This window comes from Collinsella acetigenes, from assembly GCF_012844445.1.
GTDB lineage: Bacteria > Actinomycetota > Coriobacteriia > Coriobacteriales > Coriobacteriaceae > Collinsella > Collinsella acetigenes.
On sequence record NZ_JABBCP010000002.1, the window covers coordinates 26,338 to 47,455 of the forward strand.

The window sequence follows — 21,118 nt, forward strand, 5'->3', positions numbered from 1 at the left end:
ACTCATGATTGATACTTCCCAGCTCACCGAATCCGATCTTTCGGCTCGCCTGGTCCCCGTCGCCCTTGGCGGAGAGATTATGTCCTATGGCTTTGCCCGCTGCTTCCATGAGGCGTATGGCGTGAAGACGATGGTCGTCTCGGCTGTTGACGTCAAAGTCACCTCCTCGAGCAACCTGGTTGATTATCGCGTTGTTCCCGCCATGGGGCAGGGAGACGATGCGATCATGGACTTCCTGCGCAAGCTCGGTGCCGAACTCGCGGCGGCTGGCAAGGTCGCCATCATCTTTGGCAGCGCCGATTGGCATGCGCGCATTCTCTCCCAAAACAAGGAAGAGCTTTCCCAGTGGTTTGCTGTTCCGTATAACGATTTTGAGCTGCTCGACGACATCACGCAGAAGGAACGTTTCTATGCGATTTGCGAGGAGCTGGGTATCGACTACCCCAAAACCTGGACGTTCGATTGCGCAGACCCGGATGTTGTGATCGATGCCGAGTCCTTCACCTATCCGCTTATCGCGAAGCCTTCCAACTCCGCCCGCTATGACCTGATGGATTTCCCGGGCAAGGAGAAGGTCTATGAGGTTCAGACGCCCGATGACCTGCTGCGTATCTTTGACCTGCTGCGCGAAGCGGGCTACGACCGCGAGCTCGTTGTCCAAGATTTTATCCCCGGCGACGACGACGCCTTGCGCTCCCTTACGACTTTTTCCGATGCCTCGGGCGATGTGTGCGTCGTGTCCGGCGGTCGCGTGGTGCTTCAGGACCACTCCCCGGCGCGCATCGGCAACCCGATGTGCATCTTGCCCGAGCGCGTCGATCGCATCATCGAGGACGCCAAGCGCTTTTGCAAGCACGTTGGCTATCGCGGTTTTGGCAACTTCGATATTAAATACGATGCGCGCGACGGCTCCTACAAGTTCTTCGAAATCAATACGCGTCCCGGTCGCAACACGTACTACGTGGCCCAAGGCGGCGCGAACATCGCCCGTCTGCTTGTAGACGAGTACATTTTGCATCGTGAGATTCCTTATCAGGAAGCCTATGGCGATACCCTGTACACCTGCGTGCCCAAAAAGGTCATCGAGCGTCATGTTTCCAACCCGGAGCTGCGTGACAAGGTCTTGGACATGTATCGCAGCGGCCATGCCGGCTATCCGTACGATAATCCCCGCGACACCTTTGCCCATAAGCTCTATGCGCGCGTGACGTTTATGCACCAGGTGCAGAAGTTCGACCGTTTCATGGGTTCCGGCAAGAACGCGTAGCCCATGTCTGAGCCGGATGCCGGCGCGGCGCGTCCGCGTATCTCCTTCTCGCTTGATGTGCGAGCTGCGCATGAGCATGTGAGCGCGTCTGCCAACGGCGCGCCCTCGCTTGCCGAACAGGTGGCGCATGTCCCGACCGATCCAGGTTGCTATCTATGGAAAGATGCTGCTGGCGAAGTCATCTATGTGGGCAAGGCCAAAAACCTTCGCGCGCGCATGAAACAGTACGTGACGCTGAGCGATGATCGCCAGAAGATCCCCCTTATGATGCAGCTCGTAGCATCATTTGACTACGTGGTGGTCCAAAGCGGGCACGAGGCGCTCGTTTTGGAGCGCAACCTTATCGAGCAGTATCACCCGTATTTTAATGTCGACTTCAAGGACGACAAGAGCTACCCCTATATCGCCGTCACGCATGGCGATGTCTTTCCCGCTATCAAGTACACGCGTGAACGCCATCGGGCGGGCACGCGCTACTTTGGCCCCTATACAGATGCGCGTGCCGCACGCGAAATGATCGATACCCTGCGCAAGGTTGTGCCCATCTGCAATGCTTCCTGCGCGGGCTGGAAACATGTGCGCCGTCTGCTCGAGAAGCATCCCGCCGACAGCGATGTTATTGAGCTTGTTTGCGCCGAGAAGGGCCGTCCTTGCTTTGATTGCCATGTGGGCCGCGGCCCGGGTGTCTGCGCAGGCATGATTGGACGCGAGGAGTATGCCAAGAATGTTCGCCGCGTGGAGCGTTTTCTTTCCGGCAAGCGCCGTGAGCTGATCGATGAGCTCAAAGGCGACATGGCAGAAGCCGCTGCCGAGCTCGACTTCGAGCGCGCCGGACGTATCAAACGCCGCCTTGAGGTTATCAATGGCCTTGATGATCGTCAGCAGGTGGTGTTTCCCACAAGCGTGGACATCGACCTGATCGGTTTCTACCGTGAAGAGACTATCGCGGGCGCCTGCGTTTTTGTGGTGCGCGAGGGCCGTACGGTTCGTACGTGCGAATTCATTTTGGATAAGGGCCTTGACGTGGACGAGGAGGAGCTCGTCTCGGGATTCGTCAAGCGCTACTACGACGAGACCTCGGATATTCCCGCAGAGGTCGATGTTGCCTGCGATGTGGAAGACGCCCAGGTTATTAGCGAGTGGTTGAGCCAAAAGCGCGGCCGCAAATGCGCCCTCCATCGTCCTCAGCGTGGCGAGAAGCATCGGCTGATGGAGATGTGCGTGCGCAATGCCCGCCATGCCCTCATGCGCTATATGATGCGCACCGGATATTCCGATGACCGCACCAACCAAGCACTGCTGCAGCTGGAAAGCGCACTTGCGCTCGATGCGCCGCCGCTTCGTATCGAATGCTTCGATATCTCGACTATTCATGGCAAGTTCACGGTGGCATCAATGGTGGTGTTCACTAACGGACACGCCGACAAAAGCCAATATCGACGCTTCAAGATCCGGGCGGAGCTTGAAGAGGCAAACGACTTCGTGTCGATGTCCGAGGTGCTGGGGCGTCGCTACGCGCCCGAGCGTATGGCGGACGAACGCTTTGGGTCACGGCCCGATTTGCTTGTGGTCGACGGCGGAAAGCCGCAGCTCACGGCTGCTATGAATCAGCTCGAAGCGCTGGGTCTCGACATTCCTGTTTGCGGCCTTGCTAAGGCCGACGAAGAGGTCTTCGTGCCTTGGGACGATACGCCGGTGGTGCTTCCCACGGGCTCTGCCTCGCTCTATCTCATTAAGCAGGTGCGCGATGAATCCCATCGCTTTGCCATCACCTTCCATCGCGAGTTGCGCGACAAAGCGATGACGGTTTCGATTCTTGATGAGGTGGAAGGCGTGGGGCCTACGCGCAAAAAGGCCATCATGCGTCACTTTGGCTCCATGAAGCGGCTGCGTGCCGCGAGTGTCGACGAGATTGCCCAGGTGCGAGGCATTCCCGCTGACGTCGCTCAGGCGGTCTATGACACGCTGCGCGCGTGGGGGAGAGACGAGCAAGAACGAGAGGCATAAGCCCGCCGTGCGTAAGCGCCGTTGCTTTTGTGGCACCTTGCTATACTGGTCGATAGTTGGAATCAACAGGGAGGCGCTCTTATGCCCGCGAGAGATGATATTACCGCGCAAGAACTTGCCGATCGCATACCGGACATTGTGATTATCACCGGCATGGCAGGGTCTGGCCGCACGCAGGCGATGCATGTCTTTGAGGATATGGGCTATTTCTGCATCGACAATTTGCCCCCGCGCCTCATTTTGCAATTGGCGGAGCTCGTGGGCATCAACGCGGGCATCGGGCGTCATCTGGCGGTCACCTGCGACCTGCGAAGCCAGGGCTTGTTCGACGAGCTGCTGGATACGATCCGCACGCTCGAGGATCATGAGATGAGCTGCAAGATTGTATTCCTCGACGCTTCCGATGAGGTGCTGATTCGTCGTTACAGCGAGAATCGTCGTCGCCATCCTCTCGTTATGCCCGGCGAATCGACCGTCGACGCCATTCAACGCGAGCGCGTGCAGCTCGAGAGCATCAAAGACCGTGCCGATATGGTGATCGATACAAGCCGCATGCGTACCTCCAGCCTGCGTAACAAGCTGCGCATGGCCTTCTCGGAGATTCCCGACCAGCAGCTTATGGACGTGCATGTCTTTTCCTTTGGGTTCAAGCACGGCCTGCCGGTTGAGGCCGATCTTATGATCGATGTCCGCTTCCTGCCCAACCCCTATTACGATCCCGAGATGCGCACGATGACGGGCCTGGATTCCAAGGTATCTTCCTTCGTGCTCGAGCATCCTAAGACCAAAGAATTTTTAGATGCATGGTTTCGCCTGCTGGATGCCGTGATGCCAGGCTACGTTGCAGAAGGAAAGCCTCAGCTTTCCATCGCCGTCGGCTGCACGGGCGGGCAGCACCGTTCCGTGGCGATTGCCGAGGCGACGGCGCGCTATCTTGAGCGTCAGCAATATCACGTGAGCATTTCCCACCGCGATCTTCCGCGTGCGAACACAGCAAGTTAGGTGTAAGTATCACGATGCACTGTCAAATGGATAGCCCCTGTGTCCCCTCTCTTTTCCAGAGGAGGCACCATGTCGTTTACCGCTGAGGTAAGAGATGAGCTCGCGCGCTGCGAGCCTTCCTGCGAATACTGCGATTTAGCGACGCTTGCCGCGCTTTCGCGCGTGTGCGGAACGCTCGTTGCCGGCTCCGGGGGCTATCGTTTGCAGGTGGCAACCGAAACCGGCGCTGTCGCTCGCACCATGATCGGCCTTACCCATAAGATTTTGAAGCTCAAGACCGAGTTCACGGTGCGTAAGTCCGTTTTGCATCGCGTGCGCAACTACCTCATTGTCCTGCCCGATCAGCCTGATCTAGAAAAGGCCCTCGTTTTGTTGGGTATCCTCGATCGCCAGGGAAATCTTGTGGCGGGCATTCCGCATCATGCGGTGGCGCGCGATTGCTGCCGCCTTGCCTATATTCGCGGTGCACTGATTGCGGGCGGCTTCGTGGCCGATCCTCGCGGTGATTTTCATCTTGAGATCGCCGTGACGGGCGAGCAGTTCGCCCGTGCCCTGGCCGATCTGATCTGCCAGGTGGGTATCCATGCGCGTGTGAACCGTCGCCGATCGAGCTACGCCGTGTATGTCAAGAGCGCCGAGGACGTACGCAACCTTTTGCATATCGTTGGCGCGCGCCGATGCGTCGAGGATATCGAGGACGTACGCGCTATGAAGTCGGTTAAAAACGATGTGAATCGGCTGGTGAATGCCGAGCTTGCCAACCAGGGCAGGAGTGCCGGCGCGGCGCAGCGCCAGCTTGAGCTCATCGAAGACCTTAAGCGACTGGGGCTTCGAGACAATTTGCCGCGCGCGCTTGCCGATTTCTGCGACTTGCGCGAGGCTCATCCCGATCTGTCTCTCCGCGACCTCGGGCAGGCCGCTCGGCCGCCGCTTTCAAAATCGGCGCTGTATCATCGTGTGCTTCGTTTGGAGAAGCTTGTTGCCGATTCATCAGGCAAAACACAGTAGATAGGCGTGCTCTGTATGGATTTCGCGATGTTGAAACGCTTCAAAGTAATGAAAAAAGCGGAATCTCGCCAATGACGCTACTACCGTGATTGAAAAAAGGTATATTCAGTGAGTGGTTAGTTTGTGGGCCCGAGCGGCAGGCAAAAGAGCCTGCGGGGCCTAACGAAAGGAGACACGCATGGCAGTAAAGGTTGCTATCAACGGCTTCGGTCGCATCGGTCGTCTGGCATTCCGTCAGATGTTCGGTCATGAGGGCTCCGAGATCGTTGCTATCAACGACCTCACCTCTCCCGATATGCTCGCTTACCTGCTGAAGTACGATTCCACGCAGGGCAACTACAGCCGCGATCACGAGGTTGTCGCCGGTGAGGATTCCATCACCGTCGATGGCAAGACCATCAAGATCTACAAGGAGGCCGACGCCAACAACCTGCCTTGGGGCGACCTCGACGTCGACGTCGTGCTCGAGTGCACCGGCTTCTACACCAGCAAGGAGAAGGCTCAGGCCCACATCAACGCTGGCGCCAAGAAGGTCGTCATCTCCGCTCCGGCCGGCAAGGACCTTCCCACTATCGTTTACAACGTCAACCATGAGCAGCTCACCGCTGATGACAACATCATCTCCGCTGCTTCCTGCACCACCAACTGCCTCGCTCCGATGGCCAAGGGTCTGAACGACTTCGCTCCCATCGTCTCCGGCATCATGACCACCATCCACGCCTACACCGGCGACCAGATGCCGCTCGACGGTCCGCAGCGCAAGGGCAACAAGCGTCGTTCCCGCGCCTGCGCCGAGAACATCGTTCCTAACTCCACCGGTGCTGCTAAGGCTATCGGCCTGGTTCTCCCCGAGCTCAACGGCAAGCTGATCGGTGCCGCCCAGCGCGTTCCGACCCCGACGGGCTCCCTCACCAACCTCTACGCTGTCGTCGACAAGACCGTCACCGTCGAGGAGGTCAACGCTGCTATGAAGGCTTACGCTGAGACCATCCCCGAGACCTTCGGCTACAACGAGGACGATATCGTCTCCCGCGACATCGTCGGTGAGACCCACGGTTCCATCTTCGACGCCACCCAGACCATGGTTCAGGACCTTGGCAACGGCCAGTCCCTCGTCCAGGTCACCTCTTGGTACGACAACGAGAACTCCTACACCTCTCAGATGGTCCGCACCATCAAGTACTTCGAGAAGTTCGTTGCTTAAGTTGAGCTTCGATACTTTGCGTAAGTAGCGTCAGGTGAGGCGCGGCCCTGTGGCGTCATGCCTCGAGGCCGCGCCTTTTTGCATCGTGCCGACCGGCACGCTTTTAAGAGAAAGGTAGAAGGCACATGGCTTTCACCAAGAAGACTGTTCGCGACGTCGAGGTCGACGGCAAGCGCGTTTTGTGCCGCGTTGACTTCAACGTGCCCCTGAAGGACGGCGTTGTTGGCGACACCACTCGTATCGTCGCTGCTCTGCCCACCATTAAATACCTCGTTGAGCACAACGCCCGCGTTATCCTCATGAGCCACCTCGGTCGTCCCAAGGGCGACGGCCCTCAGCCCGAGCTTTCGCTCGCTCCGGTTGCCGCCAAGCTCGCCGAGCTCTCCGGCTTCGATGTCGCCTTTGTTGACGACACCTATGGCCAGAAGGCCGCCGACGCCGTTGCCGCTCTTGAGCCGGGCAAGATCCTCGTGCTCGAGAACGTCCGCTTCGACAAGCGCGAGAAGAAGAACGATCCCGAGATCGCCAAGACTCTCGCTTCCTATGGCGACATCTTTGTCCTCGACGCCTTTGGCACTGCTCACCGCGCCCAGGGTTCCGTCGTGGGCCCGGCTGCCTACATCCCGGCAGTCGCTGGTTTCCTGCTGGAGAAGGAGGTCTCCACGCTTGGTGGCCTGTTCTCCGAGCCCAAGCGCCCCTTCGTCGCCATCCTCGGCGGCTCCAAGGTTTCCGATAAGATCGGCGTGATCGATCGTCTGCTCGACTCCGCTGACACCGTCATCGTCGGCGGCGGCATGGCTTACACCTTCTCCAAGGCTCAGGGTGGCCACATCGGCAACTCCCTGTGCGAGGACGACTGGTGCGACCGCGCTCTCGAGATGCTCGACAAGGCCAAGAAGAACGGCGTAGAGTTCCTGCTTCCCGTTGACAACGTGACCGCTGACGCCTTCTCCGAGGACGCAAACACCCAGGTTGCCAAGACCGGCGAGATCGCTGACGGCTGGGAGGGCCTTGACATCGGCCCCGAGACCGAGAAGCTCTTTGCAGACGCTATCGCTAAGGCCAAGACGGTCTTCTGGAACGGCCCCTGCGGCGTGTTCGAGATGGACAAGTTCGCCCATGGTACCAAGGCTATTGCCGAGGCCATCGCTGCGAACCAGGACTGCGACTCCGTTATCGGTGGCGGCGACTCCGTGGCTGCTGTCAACAAGTTTGGCCTGGCCGACAAGATGACCTTTATTTCCACCGGCGGCGGTGCTTCCATGCAGCTCGTCGAGGGCAAGCCCCTTCCTGGAGTGGAGGCGCTGAACGATGCCGAGTAACCGTACCACCCTTATCGCCGGCAACTGGAAAATGAATAACGACGTTGCCGCTGCCGCCAAGCTCGCCGACGAGCTGGCCCAGGCTCTGCCCGAGGTTCCCGCTGGCGTCGAGGTCCTCGTCTGCCCGCCGACCATCGACATCACCACCGTGCACGACCGTATCCAGGCCGCTCCGATCGCCCTGGGCGCTCAGAACGTGTACTGGGAGGAGAAGGGCGCCTACACCGGCGAGTCCTCCTGTGACATGCTCAAGTCCGCTGGCTGCACCTACTGCATCATCGGTCACTCCGAGCGTCGCGACTATTTCCACGAGACCGACGAGGACGAGAACAAGAAGGCCAAGGCCCTCGTTGCCGCTGGCATCGTTCCCGTCTTCTGCTGCGGCGAGTCCCTTGAGGTTCGCGAGGCCGGCACCTATGTCGAGCACGTTGTGAACCAGGTCAAGGCCGGTCTCGATGGCCTCGATATCACCGATCCCGCTCAGCTCGTCGTTGCCTATGAGCCCATCTGGGCCATCGGTACCGGCAAGACTGCCACGGCCGACGACGCCCAGGAAGTCTGCGGCGCTATCCGTGAGACTCTCGTCGAGATGTTCGGTGCCGAGCTTGCCGACGGCATCCGCGTGCTGTATGGCGGCTCCGCTAAGCCCGGCAACATTGCCGAGCTTGTGGCAAAGTCCGACGTTGACGGCGCCCTCGTGGGCGGGGCTTCGCTCAAGGCCGAGGATTTCTCCCAGATGGTCATTAAGGCAGGCGAGTAGTGAACATGGCAAATCGTCATCTTCCTGCACTGTTGGTTATCATGGACGGCTGCGGTCTGGCTCCCGCGAACGACGAGAACGCCGTTTCGTGCGCCAAGCATCCCTTCCTCGATTCCCTGTACGAGAAGTACCCTCACACCACACTTGGTGCATCTGGCGAGGACGTGGGTCTTCCCGATGGACAGATGGGTAACTCCGAGGTGGGCCACCTCAACATCGGTGCCGGTCGCATCGTGTTCCAGGAGCTCTCTCGCATTAATAACGCTTGCAAGGACGGCTCGCTCGAGCACAACGAGGTTCTCGTCGCCGCAATGGACGATGTGAAAGCCTCCGGCAAGACCCTGCACCTCATGGGCCTTGTTTCCCCGGGTGGCGTTCACTCCTCTATGGCTCATGCCGAGGCTCTTGTTAAGATGGCCGCCAAGCGCGGTGTCAAGTGCATTCGCGTTCATGCCTTCATGGACGGTCGCGATGTCGACCCCAAGAGCGGTCTGGGCTACATCGATGAGTTCTCCGCTTTCCTGGCCGACGTCTCCGAGAACAACGGCTGCGATGCCCGCGTCGCTACTGTTTCCGGTCGTTATTATGCCATGGACCGCGATAACCGCTGGGAGCGCATCCAGCTCGCCTACGACGTCATCACCAAGCCGTTCGACGGTGAGGCTAGCGCCCATGCTGGCATCGAGGCCTCTTACGCCGCCGACGACCGCGGTGACGAGTTCGTCAAGCCGTTTGCCTGCAAGAACGAGGGCGTGGCCGATGGCGACGCCGTCATCTTCTTCAACTTCCGTCCCGATCGCGCTCGTCAGATGACCCGCGCGTTCACGGAAGCCGACTTCGACGGCTTCACGCGTGAGGTTGCCCCGAAGCTTTCCCACTTCGTGACCCTCACCGAGTACGACCCCACCTTTAACGTCGAGGTCGCATTCCCCAAGACCTTCCCGCAGGAGGTTTTGGCCGATGTCATCGCCGAGAACGGCTTGAAGCAGCTTCATACCGCCGAGACCGAGAAGTACGCTCATGTGACGTTCTTCTTGAACGGCGGCATCGAGGAGCCCAAGTCCGGCGAGGAGCGCGTGCTCGTGCCGAGCCCCAAGGTCGCTACCTACGACCTCAAGCCCGAGATGAGCGCCCCCGAGGTCACCGAGAAGCTCGTCGCTGCCATTAACGAGGATCGCGCTGATTTCTACATCGTGAACTTCGCCAACTGCGACATGGTGGGCCATACCGGTGTCTTTGAGGCTGCTGTCAAGGCTGTCGAGGCTGTTGACGACGCTCTTTCCAAGGTGATTCCGGCAATTCTCGCCAAGGGCGGTTTTGCTCTGATTACCGCCGACCACGGCAACGCCGACCATATGTTTGACGTCGCCGCCGATGGCACCAAGCATCCTTTCACGGCGCACACCACGAACCGCGTGCCGTTCATCATCGTTGATGAGAAGGCTAAGCTTACCGGCATCGAGGATGGCCGTCTTTCCGACATCGCCCCCACGATGCTCACCATGGCCGGTCTCGAGCCCTCCAAGGAGATGACGGGCCGCGTGCTCGCCTGCGAGGAGTAGCTTATAGAACGCGCCTGGTACATGGTGCAACAAGGACCGTCGTTGGATTTCCAGCGGCGGTCCTTTTGCGTTGTGAATCGCGAACACGCGCCTGCGCGCGCATTCCGCAAAAGAGAAAACCCGCGCACAAACGTCTTCTTTTTGCTAAAAATAAGAAAAAGTGAACGTTTGTGCGCGGGTTTTCGTTGAGGTGCGTGCAGGCTTTTTGGGTAGCCGCTGTGCTTGTGGGCTACTTCTTGTAGCGAAGCAGCGCGTCGCGGATGGACTCAAGGGCTGCAAAGACACGTTCGTCGTCGCGGTAGACGCCAAGGACGATGCGCAGATGTCCGGCGCCGCCCTGACCGTAGTTCTTGCCGTCATTGACCGACACGCGCGCCTCGGCGGTGAGATAGGCTGCAATCTCGGTCGAATCGCCAAGTTCGGAGACGTCAACCCAGCACAGGAAGCCAGACTCGGGAAGTATGACATGCACACCGGGCACGCTGTTCAAGATTTCGACGGCGCGATGGCGGCGCTTGTCGTAGGCGGTTTCGAACTGTTTCATGAAGCCGGGGTTTTGAAGTGCGACCGTCGCTGCCTGCTGGGCTGCAGTGGAGGTGGCTCCCACCACGGCTACAGCGGTGGCGAACAGTGGGTCCATAATGCTGTCGCAGCACACGATATAGCCCACGCGCAAGCCCGAGAAGCCCATGCCCTTCGAGAAGGAAAAGACCGTTACCGTGCGCTCGAACATACCGGGCAGTGCGGCGGGTGTGATCATCTCGTTTTCGTATGTGAAGTCCTCAAACGCCTGGTCGCACACGAGCACGAGGTCGTTGTCGATAATGATTTTGGAGAGAGCTTCGAGCGAGGCACGGTTGAAGACCGTGGTGGTGGGGTTATTGGGGTGCGTGAGGAGCACCATCTTGGTTTTGGGCGTAATCGCCGCCTGGAGTGCTTCCGGGTCGAGCTGATAGCCGTTTTCGGCCTTGAGCTCGACGGCCACGGGCACGCCGCCGGCAATGCGGACGTCGAGGAAGTTATTGGGGTAGCTAGGGGAGGGGATGATGACCTCGTCTCCCGGCTGGATGAACGGCAGGATGGCAAAAAACAGACCCGAGTCGGAGCCAGGGGTGATGAGGATGTTGCGCTCGGGATCGACATCGAGCCCGTTTTGACGGCGGAGCTTCTTGGCGATCTCTGCTTTGAGCTCGGGGGAGCCGATGGGGGCGGTGTAGTGCGCGGCAGACTCGCGGCGAGCCGCCTTTGCGTAAGCATCTTCCACAAAATCGGGCATGGAATGGTCGGGCATGAACGGGTCGGCCCAGCCCATGAGAGCGACGCCCTGGCGTTCGAGCTCTTGATAAGAGGCTCCAACGTCGGCTTTTTCGACGCATGAGAACAGGCCTCCCTCGGCGGCGCGGAACACGGGCGCCATCTTTTTCTTTACCGGATGCTGCATGGGAAATCCTTACGTTGCGATGCTTAATCATCAAACCGATGTTTCATTGTATCTGAGTGCGTGTTGCTTGGTGCAAAGGAGTTCTCGGACGAATCGGTAAGCGTTGTGAAGCCGTTGTCCAAGACAAGACGTTTTCGGGTTGTGCGAAGGCGCGGTGAAAATGTGGCACAGATGAGCCTGTCTGTAATGTTTTGAGGGGAAAAGGATGATTTGTGGTAGCATAGCAGACTGTAGTTTTAGCATCTCTAAAGGAGAACCTCGTGGGTCCGTTCCAGATCATCCTCTTCATCGTTTGGGCTATCTCCACTGTTGCCCTTATCGCGCTCGTCCTTATGCATTCCGGCAAGGGCACCGGCGTTTCCGATATGATTGCCAGCTCGCTGTACAATTCCAGCGCTGCAACCGGTGTCATGGAGCAAAACCTTGACAAGCTCACGGTTATCGTCGCTGTGGTCTTTGCAATCTGCGTCGTGCTCGCCATGTTCTTCTTCCCTCAGGGCATCTACGGCATGTAGGCCATCACTTATATAAAATGCGCAAGCGGCCGCTCGGATTTGTCCGGGCGGCCGCTTTTTTATTTCACGGTTCTGCCGGGCCCAGGGGTCGCGGTGCTAAATGCATGCCCGCATCGGGGTCTGAAGGCAAGTCGAGACTCATTTTGTCTCGCTGCCAGGTCGTGCAGAAGACTGCATCGTGCTAAAGTTGCTGCCATACGGTGTGCTGCCGCAAAGCAGTGTCAAAGATGCGTCTGATAGGAGTTGACGTGGCCGACGAGTTTGAGCTGTACGACCTTAAGGTTGAGGTCGTGGCCGGTGAAAAACCCTTTGTCTGTTCGCATCATGTGGGAGACAGCTTCTTGGTAGAAGGGGAGAACCTCGTTTTTCCGCAAGGTGCGTCGTTTTCTATGTATGCCCTTGCGGCGCTTTTGCCCTTGCTGCCGGCAAAGCAACGTCCGCTGCAGGAAGCTGATTGGATGGGAACCGACGCCCTGATAGCCTGTCCCGACCCCAATTGCGGCGCGCAGTTCAAGATTTCGCGCGTGGGCAAGCGCACGCTTCGTCATGGTGACTGCACCGTGGTACCCCTGGATTCAAAACGTTAGGAGTGGGTGGATTATGGACCTCGATTCATTTGAAGGACCCGAACGCGTCGAGTTGGCGCCCGGCTATACCGTAAGCCGCGTGATCAACGGTTGCTGGCAGCTCTCGGAGGGCCACTCCCTGACAAGCCCCATCGATTTTGACGATGTGACGCGGGCTTTTTTCGAGCTTACGGAGCGTGGCTTCACAACCTTCGATTGCGGCGATATCTACACCGGTGTAGAGGAGTTTTTGGGCACTTTCGTCGAGAAGCTCAAGGCGGGGCAAGGAGCTGTTTCTGCCGATGAGATCCAGATCCATACCAAATACGTGCCCGATCTTGATATTCTGGCCGATGTCGACTTTGCGCACACCGAAGCGATCATCGATCGAAGCCTGCGCCGCCTGCATCGTGACACCCTCGACCTTGTGCAGTTCCATTGGTGGGACTATGACGTGCCCGGCTATGTAGAGACTGCGCTGGACCTGGCCGAACTCCAGCGGCGCGGTAAGATTCGCAACATCGGCGTCACCAATTTCGATGCTTCGCACCTCAAAGAGATTGTTGATGCAGGCGTGAATGTCGTTTCGTGCCAAAGCCAGTATTCGATGTTCGATCGTAGGCCCGAAAACGGCTTGTCTGCCTATTGCGAAGGCGCCGGTATTTCGCATGTGTGCTACGGCACGCTTGCGGGTGGTCTTTTGGGATCAAAGTGGCGTGGCATCAAGCGTGCTGTTCCCGAGACGCGTTCGCAGGTTAAATACTTGCAGGTGCTGGAGGACTCCGTGGGCTGGGAGGGGTACCAGAAGCTGCTCGCGCTGCTTACCGAGATTGCCGGTCACTACGGCGTGCAGCCGAGTCATATCGCCACGAAATATATCCTTGGGCAGCCTTCCGTTGCCTGCGCCATTATCGGTGTGCGCAACAGCCGTCATGTAGACGACAACTGTATGATTTTTGAGTTTGAGCTCACTGCCGAGGACGAGGCCGCTATCACGGCATTTTTGAATGAATACCCGCGTCTTGAAGGCGATTGCTACACCCTTGAGCGCACGAGTCCGCGCTATCGCGGCATCATTCACATGAATGTGAATGAAGAGGAGCAGGGGGAGAAATAAATCGCTCACAAAAGAGCCTTCTGCCGAATATGAGACGCCGTTTGTTGGGCAGAAGGCATATACTCTGACTCATTGCGAGCACAGGATGGCAAACCGCGCCCGCGATGCGTGTGCGCCCTTTGGGGCGATTTGGTTTTTGGCTCTTTGGGGCCTTGTTCGAAAGGATTGCAGTCTTATGGCTACCAATCACGTGATGATGGGCCGTCGCGCATTTGTCGGCGGTACGCTTGCAACCGGCGCTCTCGCTGCTCTTGCCGCTTGTGGCAAGAAGGGCGGTTCTGATGCCGGTTCCGGTGCTGCTGGTGACGCCACCATCAACTTCTACATCAACAACCCCGTCTGCATCGACCCCTACAACACGCAGGAGTCCGAGGGCACGCAGGTTGAGTACCAGCTGTTTGACTCGCTGACCACCTACGACTTCGAGGCCAAGGAGCTCAAGGGCCTCGTCGCCGATTCCTGGGAGGCCAACGACGATGCCACCCAGTACACCTTCCACCTCAAGAGCGGCACCAAGTTCCATAACGGCGAGACCGTTACCTCCAAGAGTTTCAAGTATGGCTGGGAACGTATCTGCAATCCCGAGACCAACCCCGGTTCCCCTTCTGTCATCTCCTATCACCTGTCCTTTGTTAAGGGCTACGACGAGATGCTCGATGGCTCCGCAACTGAGCTCTCCGGCGTGACCTGCCCGGACGACGATACCCTCGTGGTCGAGCTCACCTCTGCTCTCGCAGACTTCCCCTATGTGTGCTCGCATCCCGCGCTGGCTCCTGTTCCCGAGGCTGCCAAGGACGACTTCAAGAGCTTCTTCCTGGCGCCGATCGGTAACGGCCCGTTCAAGATGGATGGCAAGTGGGAGGACGGCCAGGAGATTAACCTCACCCGCTTTGACGACTACTATGGTGAGAAGGCAAAGATCTCCGCTGTCCACTTTGCTATCCAGAAGGATATGGAGACGGCATACAAGGAGTTCCAGGGCGGCAACCTCGACGTCTGTGACGTCCCGGTGGCTCAGGTCGACTCCGCCGTGGCCGATCGCGGCAAGTCCGAGGACGGCTACACCATGTCCGATGGCCAGCACATGCTGCTGGGCGAGGAGCTCTCCACGTACTATCTCATCGTCAACAACACGATCGAGCCGTACAACAACCCCGACTTCCGTCGCGCACTCTCCCTGGCCATCAACCGTGAGGCCATTTGCAAAACTCTCTTCAAGGGCACCCGCACCCCTGCCGACGGCATCGTGCCTCCCGCAATCGCCGGTTACGAGAAGAACTCTTGGGCCGACTGCCGCTACGACAAGGACGCTGCTGTCGAGATTCTCGACAAGCTCTATCCTGCGGGCAACGACGGCTCGCGCGGTCTGAAGCTCAAGCTTTCCTACAACCAGGACGGAGGCCACAAGGAGATCATGGAGTCCGTGATCGGTGACCTGAACGCCGTTGGCATCGATGTCGAGTCCGACACCCCCGAGTGGGCTGCCTTCATCAGCTCCCTGGATTCCAAGAGCTATGAGTTTGGCCGCATGGGCTGGAGCGCCGACTATCCTATCCTGGATAACTTCCTGTACCCGATGTTCAACTCCAAGAGCGCCGACAACAAGACCGGCTATGCCGATCCCGAGGTCGACGAGGCTCTCGTGGCTGCTCGCGCCACCGTCGATGACGCAGAGCGCATCAAGGCCCTGCAGGCTATCAACCGCAAGGTTGGCGATGCTATGCCCATCATCCCGCTGATGTTCTACACGCACCAGATCGCCGGTTCCGATCGCGTGAAGCACCTGTACATCGATCCGTCCAAGCACGCTGAACTTGGCACCGCTGAGCTCGCTTAATTCCGAGCTTGACGTATCTATATAGCTTGAAGAGGGGATGCGCTGCCGTGTACGCACCGGTGCGCATCCCTTTTTATGACAAGAAGGGACAAGCACATGATCAAGGTCAGAAGCGTGCGCGAGCGCTATGAGATTCAGGAGCGCTGTCTCAAGGAGCGCCTGGAGCGAATCGTTCCGCAGGCTATGGAGCAAAGTGGCGCCGATATCTGGCTTCATGTATCTCGCGAGTACAACGAGGACCCTACGTTCCGCGCGTTGTTTCCGCCCATGTATCCCACGGCACGCCGCTTGACAATCCTCGCTTTCGTGAAGACGGAGGAGGGCGTGCGCCGTTTTCATGTGGCGATGCCCGACGAGGACCTCGAGCGCTTCTACGAGCGCTATTGGGTTGATTGGCGTGAAGAACCCCAGATGGCTGCCCTTCAGCGTCTCTTTGAGGAATATCAGCCCCGCACGATCGCCGTCGACCGCTCGAAGAACTTTGCCGTGGCCGACGGCCTTTCTGCCGGCTGCGAAGCGCTGCTACTCGAGGGCCTCGATGAAACATGGACGAGCCGGATGTATGCCGATGACGTTTTTCCCATTAAGGTGATGGAGCTGCGCACTCCTACCGAGATGGAGCTTATGCCCGAGGTGGCAGACGTCTCGTACTCGATTCTCGAGGAGATGTATACGTCCGAGGTCGTGAAGCCCGGTATCACCACTACGCAGGACCTCGAGTTCTTCATGCGTCAGCGTGCCGTTGACTTGGGCCTGGAGTATTGGTTCGAGCCCACGATGGATATCGAACGCGCGGGTGTCGACGAATCGCGCATCACCGGTGTGATCGAGCCGGGAGACCTTCTGCACTGCGATTTTGGCATCCGCTACATGAACATGATGACTGACAGCCAGCGCTTGGCCTATGTGGCGCGCCCCGGCGAGACTGAGATTCCCTCCGAGCTTGTGGATGCGCTTGCCGTGAACAATCGCTTCCAGGATATCGTTTGCGAGAACATGTTGCCCGGCCGTACGGGTAACGAGGTTTTCGAAGCCTCGCTTGCCGCTGCGCGCGAGGAGGGCATTGACGCCATGCTGTACTCGCATCCCTGCAATATGTACGGACATGGTCCTGGCCCCACCATCGGCCTGTGGTCAAACCAGGGTTCAATCCCCGTGGTGGGAGATGTGCGCGTGGACGAGAACACCTGCTGGGCGCTGGAGCTCAACGTCAAAGCGCCGGCTCAGGGTCGCGACAAGTGCTTTATCTATACCGAGGAGACCATCATGCTCGACAGCGAGGGCGTTCACTATCTGCATGAAGGCCGCGACAAGATTACGTTCATCGGCTAGAACCCGCCACTTATTGTTTCGCTTTCGTTAACGAAAAAATGGCTTTCGGAAACGAATGGAAAGCGCGGCTGTGCCTGCATGTGTGGCGCGGCCGCGTTTTTTTGCAGCTTTAACCTGCGGTTCTTTTGGCGGCAAAGGTGCAATAACTTTTGCTGACTAAAGAAATACCTGTTGTTTTAATCAAAAACAACAAACGACACTTTTCCAAAATAGAGTAAAGTACATCCAATCGCGCATACGCCCATACAGCCAACGGGCGTGTAGCTCGAATGGGATGCACTGCAGCTCTCGCGCAATGTATCGCCCATGTTCTGCATTTAAGGAGGATGGCATGGCTGATTTCAAATTCCATGAGCCCGTTATGGGTCGTCGCGCTTTCGTGGGCGGCTCCCTCGCTGCGAGCTCTCTCGCATTCCTGGCCGCCTGCGGCAAGAAGGGCGGCTCCAGCACCGCTGGTTCCGCTTCCGGTGCCACCTCGGGCGCTACCGTCAACTACTACATCAACAACCCCGTTTGCATCGATCCCTATAACGTCCGGGAAGACCAGGGTACGCAGGTTTCCTTCCAGCTGTTCGATGCACTGACCAACTTCGACTACGACAAGAACGAGATCGTCGGTCTTGCTGCTGAGTCCTGGGATGCCAGCGACGACGCTACCGAGTTCACCTTCCATCTGCGCAAGGGTGCCAAGTTCCACAACGGTGACGCTGTGGATGCCGAGGCCTTCAAGCGCGCATGGACCCGTGTCGTGTACCCCAAGAGCGCCGTTGCGATGGAGTACAGCCCGTCTGAGGTCTCCTACCACCTTTCGTTCGTCGAGGGCTATGACGAGCTCGCCGCTGGCGATGCCGACGAGTTTGCCGGTCTTTCCTGCCCAGACGACCTTACGTTTGTGGTCAAGCTGTCTGCCCCTTACGCCGACTTCCCCTATGTTGCTTCGCACCCGGCACTGGCTCCCGTGCCTGCTGCTGCCGAGGATGACGCCAAGAACTTCTACCTGGCCCCCATCGGCAACGGCCCGTTCCAGATGGACGGTAAGTGGGAGGATGGTCAGGAGATCAACCTCAAGAAGTTCGACGACTACTATGGCAAGAACAAGGCCAAGGTAGACGGCGTTCACTTTACCGTTCAGAAGGACGTCGAGACCGCTTGGAAAGAGTTCCAGGCCGGCAACCTCGACATCTGCGACGTGCCCGTGCCGCAGATCGACTCTGCCATCAAGGACCGCGGCGAGTCCAAGGACGGCTACACCATGTCCGACGGCCAGCACATGCTGCTCGGCGGCGAGTCTTCCGTCTACTATCTGGTCGTCAACAACACCGCAGAGCCCTTCAACAACGCTGACGTACGCCGCGGCGTGTCCATGGCCATCAACCGCGAGGCTATCTGCAAGACTCTCTTCAAGGGTACCCGTACCCCTGCCGACGGTATCATCCCGCCGGGTATCGACGGCTACCAGGAGGGCGCATGGGAGTACTGCAAGTACGACGTTGACGCTGCCAAGGAGTGCCTGGACAAGGCTGGTTATCCCGCAGGTTCCGACGGCTCTCGTGGTCTGAAGCTCACGCTTTCCTACAACCAGGACGGTGGCCACAAGGAGATCATGGAATCCGTGATCGGCGACCTGGAGAAGGTCGGTCTCGAGGTCGTGTCCGATACCCCCGAGTGGAGCGCTCTGCTTGACCAGTATCAGCAGCTTGACTATCAGTTTGGCCGCCTGGGCTGGATTGCCGACTATCCCATCATGGATAACTTCCTGTATCCGCTGTTCCACTCCGACTCTCTCGGTGGCGATAACCGTTCTGGCTACAGCAACGCCGAGGTTGACAAGGACATCACCGAGGCTCGCGCCACGGTTGATGACAAGGAGCGCATCGAGAAGATGCACGCAGCCGACAAGATCATCGCTGCCGACTGCCCGGTCATCCCGCTGATGTTCTATTCGCATGTCACTGCCGGTTCCGATCGCATCAAGTCCTTCTATCTGGACCCGCAGAAGCATGCTTATCTGAACCGCACGGAGCTCAGCGCTTAATAGAGCTCAAACGGCCAAAATCTGCATGTTATTACACCTATAGCGCAGACGGCGGCAAAACGATATACTGAGTGTTTGTTTGACGGGGTGTCAATCTTCATCGGTTGACATCCCGTTTAGGTGTATCCACGGTAGGGGAGTTTTTTGTATGGGAAAGTACATCCTCAAGCGTGTGCTCCAATTCATCCCGGTTTTTCTGGGCGTAACGCTTATCCTGTTTGCGCTTCAGAACATCGTTCCGGGAGATCCGATCAAGTTGATTGGTGGCGAAAAGGCGCTCACCCCCGAGGTTGAGCTGCAGCTTCGCGTCAAGTATCACCTTGTTCAGGTTGACGATGAGGGCAACGCAATTCTGGACGAGAACGGCGACCCCGTTCCCGAGACCTTGTGGAACCGCTACGTGTTCTACATGACCGGCCTGCTTCAGGGCGACCTTGGCAGCTCGTATCAGCGCAAGCTGCCGGTGACGGACATCTTCGCTGCCAAGTATCCGTATACAGCGAAGCTTGCCCTTTGCGCTATCGTCCTCGAGGCGATTATGGGTATTGGCGCCGGCATCATCTCGGCGGTTAAGAGATATTCCTTTTGGGATATCTTGGTCACGTTGGTGACCTCGGTGCTCGTCGCTGTGCCCGCTTTTTGGCTGGGCATGCTGCTCCAGCTGTTCTTTGGCGTGCAGCTGCACGTTCTGCCCATCTCCGGTGCGGGTGGTACGGCATCTCAGTATCAGGATTGGGTGCATTACATCCTTCCCGCGGTGACGCTCGCTTCTGTTTCCACCGCATACTGTGCACGCATCATGCGTTCGCAGCTTCTGGACGTTATGAACCAGGACTACATTCGTACCGCTAAGGCAAAGGGTCTTTCCAATCGTGCCATCATCTGGAGGCACGCGCTCAAGAACGCCCTTATTCCGGTTGTTACGTATATTGGTGTCGACTTCGGTGCCATGCTCTCCGGCGCCATCCTCACCGAGACGGTCTTTAACTGGCCCGGTATCGGTTACGAGATGTTCCGTGCCATTAGCAGCCGCGACTGGCCCATCGTTATGGGTGGCGTCACTCTTATCGTGCTCGTGGTTATGGTCATCAACTTGCTGGTCGATGTGAGCTACGCTTTCCTCGACCCGCGCATTCGCTTCGATTCGTCCAACAAGAACGCCTAAGGGGAGGTACTTCATGAACGACAACAAGACCCCTCAGACGATCGAGGAGGAAAACGAGGCGCTGCTGGAGGAGATTCACCAGAAGTCCGATTCCTCTTCCCCCGCCGCCTCACGTACCCTTTGGGGCGACGCTTTCAAGCGTCTGCGTAAGAACAAGCTCGCCGTTATCTCGGTGATTTGGATTATCTTCGTCATCATCGTGGCTCTTTCGGCCGACCTGTGGGCCAAGCAGTGGCTCGGCTCGCCGACGGCTGCCGACTCCACCACGATGGCACAGAACTCGACGCTTCCGCCTTCGGGCGAGCATCCCTTCGGCACCGACGCCCTCGGTCGCGACATTCTTGTACGTGTTATCTACGGCGCGCGCATCTCGCTTTCCGTTGGCGTTATGGCAACCGCCATCTCCACGATCCTCGGTTTGATCATGGGCGCTCTGGCCGGCTTCTACGGAGGCATCTGGGATACGATCATCATGCGACTGGCCGATATCTTCTTGGCCTTCCCGTATGTTCTGTTCGTGGTCTCGCTCATCGCCGTCCTCGGCCGTTCGTTGACGAACGTGTTCGTGGCCATCGGCATTTTGGGCTGGCCTTCCATCGCCCGTGTGTTCCGATCCGCAATCCTTACGGTCAAAGAGAACGACTACGTGGACGCGGCTCGCTCCATGGGCGCATCTGACATTCGCATCATTGCGCGTCACATCTTCCCGAACTCCGTTGCTTCCATCGTCGTGTACGCCACGATGAACATCGGTGGCGCCATCCTTACCGAGTCTTCGCTGTCCTTCTTGGGCATGGGCGTCGTTCCGCCCACGCCTTCCTGGGGTTCGATGATTCAGGACGGTCAGGCCTACCTGCAGACCGCTCCCTGGATGATGATCATGCCTGGTCTCGCCATTCTTTCGACCGTGCTCGCCTTCACCCTGTTGGGCGACGGTCTGCGCGATGCGCTCGACGTCAAGATGAAGGATGCATAAAG

Annotated in this window: 17 protein-coding genes; 16 read left to right on the forward strand and 1 reads right to left on the reverse strand. The window is 58.3% G+C overall.

What is annotated here, in order from left to right:
* Positions 1 to 4: 4 nt before the first annotated feature.
* The 8 genes from HF320_RS03125 (at position 5) to gpmI (ending at position 10,132) form a co-directional block, all read left to right on the forward strand.
* Positions 5 to 1,267 (forward strand): carboxylate--amine ligase, encoded by a 1,263-nt coding sequence (locus HF320_RS03125; RefSeq protein ID WP_169277033.1) that lies wholly within the window; start codon positions 5 to 7, stop codon positions 1,265 to 1,267.
* Between the two features lie 3 nt (positions 1,268 to 1,270).
* Positions 1,271 to 3,274 (forward strand): excinuclease ABC subunit UvrC, encoded by a 2,004-nt coding sequence (uvrC, locus tag HF320_RS03130; RefSeq protein WP_169277034.1) that lies wholly within the window; start codon positions 1,271 to 1,273, stop codon positions 3,272 to 3,274.
* A gap of 81 nt (positions 3,275 to 3,355) precedes the next feature.
* Positions 3,356 to 4,276, forward strand: a complete 921-nt coding sequence (gene rapZ / locus HF320_RS03135; RefSeq protein WP_022387113.1) for an RNase adapter RapZ — start codon at positions 3,356 to 3,358, stop codon at positions 4,274 to 4,276.
* Positions 4,277 to 4,345: 69 nt separating this feature from the next.
* Positions 4,346 to 5,284 carry a DNA-binding protein WhiA gene (gene whiA / locus HF320_RS03140; protein WP_169277035.1) on the forward strand — a complete coding sequence of 313 codons (939 nt, stop codon included), beginning with the start codon at positions 4,346 to 4,348 and terminating at the stop codon, positions 5,282 to 5,284.
* Positions 5,285 to 5,462: 178 nt separating this feature from the next.
* Positions 5,463 to 6,488 carry a type I glyceraldehyde-3-phosphate dehydrogenase gene (gap, locus tag HF320_RS03145; protein ID WP_169277036.1) on the forward strand — a complete coding sequence of 342 codons (1,026 nt, stop codon included), beginning with the start codon at positions 5,463 to 5,465 and terminating at the stop codon, positions 6,486 to 6,488.
* 125 nt (positions 6,489 to 6,613) lie between these two features.
* Positions 6,614 to 7,810, forward strand: a complete 1,197-nt coding sequence (locus HF320_RS03150; protein ID WP_040219393.1) for a phosphoglycerate kinase — start codon at positions 6,614 to 6,616, stop codon at positions 7,808 to 7,810.
* A complete protein-coding gene (gene tpiA, locus HF320_RS03155) occupies positions 7,800 to 8,570 on the forward strand; it encodes a triose-phosphate isomerase (RefSeq protein ID WP_169277037.1) in 771 nt (256 codons plus the stop codon). Before HF320_RS03150 ends, tpiA begins: the two co-directional genes overlap by 11 nt.
* A 5-nt stretch (positions 8,571 to 8,575) precedes the next feature.
* The gene (gene gpmI / locus HF320_RS03160) at positions 8,576 to 10,132 is read left to right on the forward strand and encodes a 2,3-bisphosphoglycerate-independent phosphoglycerate mutase (protein WP_169277038.1); all 1,557 of its coding nucleotides are present in this window, start codon (positions 8,576 to 8,578) and stop codon (positions 10,130 to 10,132) included.
* Between the two features lie 229 nt (positions 10,133 to 10,361).
* Here gpmI and HF320_RS03165 read toward each other — a convergent pair whose 3' ends face one another.
* Positions 10,362 to 11,573, reverse strand: a complete 1,212-nt coding sequence (locus tag HF320_RS03165) for a pyridoxal phosphate-dependent aminotransferase (RefSeq protein ID WP_211158935.1) — start codon at positions 11,571 to 11,573, stop codon at positions 10,362 to 10,364.
* A gap of 260 nt (positions 11,574 to 11,833) precedes the next feature.
* On the opposite strand from HF320_RS03165, the gene secG reads away from it, so the two are divergent.
* From secG to HF320_RS03205, 8 genes are all read left to right on the forward strand, one after another.
* Positions 11,834 to 12,088 (forward strand): preprotein translocase subunit SecG, encoded by a 255-nt coding sequence (secG, locus tag HF320_RS03170; protein WP_022387120.1) that lies wholly within the window; start codon positions 11,834 to 11,836, stop codon positions 12,086 to 12,088.
* 248 nt (positions 12,089 to 12,336) lie between these two features.
* Positions 12,337 to 12,675: a TIGR04076 family protein gene (locus HF320_RS03175; protein ID WP_022387121.1), complete on the forward strand. Its 339-nt coding sequence runs from the start codon at positions 12,337 to 12,339 to the stop codon at positions 12,673 to 12,675.
* A 13-nt stretch (positions 12,676 to 12,688) separates the two neighbouring features.
* Positions 12,689 to 13,771, forward strand: a complete 1,083-nt coding sequence (locus tag HF320_RS03180; protein WP_169277039.1) for an aldo/keto reductase — start codon at positions 12,689 to 12,691, stop codon at positions 13,769 to 13,771.
* Positions 13,772 to 13,946: 175 nt separating this feature from the next.
* On the forward strand, positions 13,947 to 15,608 hold the full coding sequence (locus HF320_RS03185; RefSeq protein ID WP_169277040.1) for a peptide ABC transporter substrate-binding protein: 1,662 nt from the start codon (positions 13,947 to 13,949) through the stop codon (positions 15,606 to 15,608).
* Positions 15,609 to 15,704: 96 nt separating this feature from the next.
* Positions 15,705 to 16,940, forward strand: a complete 1,236-nt coding sequence (locus HF320_RS03190; protein WP_169277041.1) for a M24 family metallopeptidase — start codon at positions 15,705 to 15,707, stop codon at positions 16,938 to 16,940.
* A gap of 331 nt (positions 16,941 to 17,271) precedes the next feature.
* On the forward strand, positions 17,272 to 18,975 hold the full coding sequence (locus HF320_RS03195) for a peptide ABC transporter substrate-binding protein (RefSeq protein ID WP_169277042.1): 1,704 nt from the start codon (positions 17,272 to 17,274) through the stop codon (positions 18,973 to 18,975).
* A gap of 148 nt (positions 18,976 to 19,123) precedes the next feature.
* Positions 19,124 to 20,140: an ABC transporter permease gene (locus tag HF320_RS03200; protein ID WP_169277043.1), complete on the forward strand. Its 1,017-nt coding sequence runs from the start codon at positions 19,124 to 19,126 to the stop codon at positions 20,138 to 20,140.
* 13 nt (positions 20,141 to 20,153) lie between these two features.
* Complete coding sequence (locus tag HF320_RS03205; protein ID WP_169277044.1) at positions 20,154 to 21,116, forward strand: ABC transporter permease; 963 nt, start codon at positions 20,154 to 20,156, stop codon at positions 21,114 to 21,116.
* Positions 21,117 to 21,118: the final 2 nt, after the last annotated feature.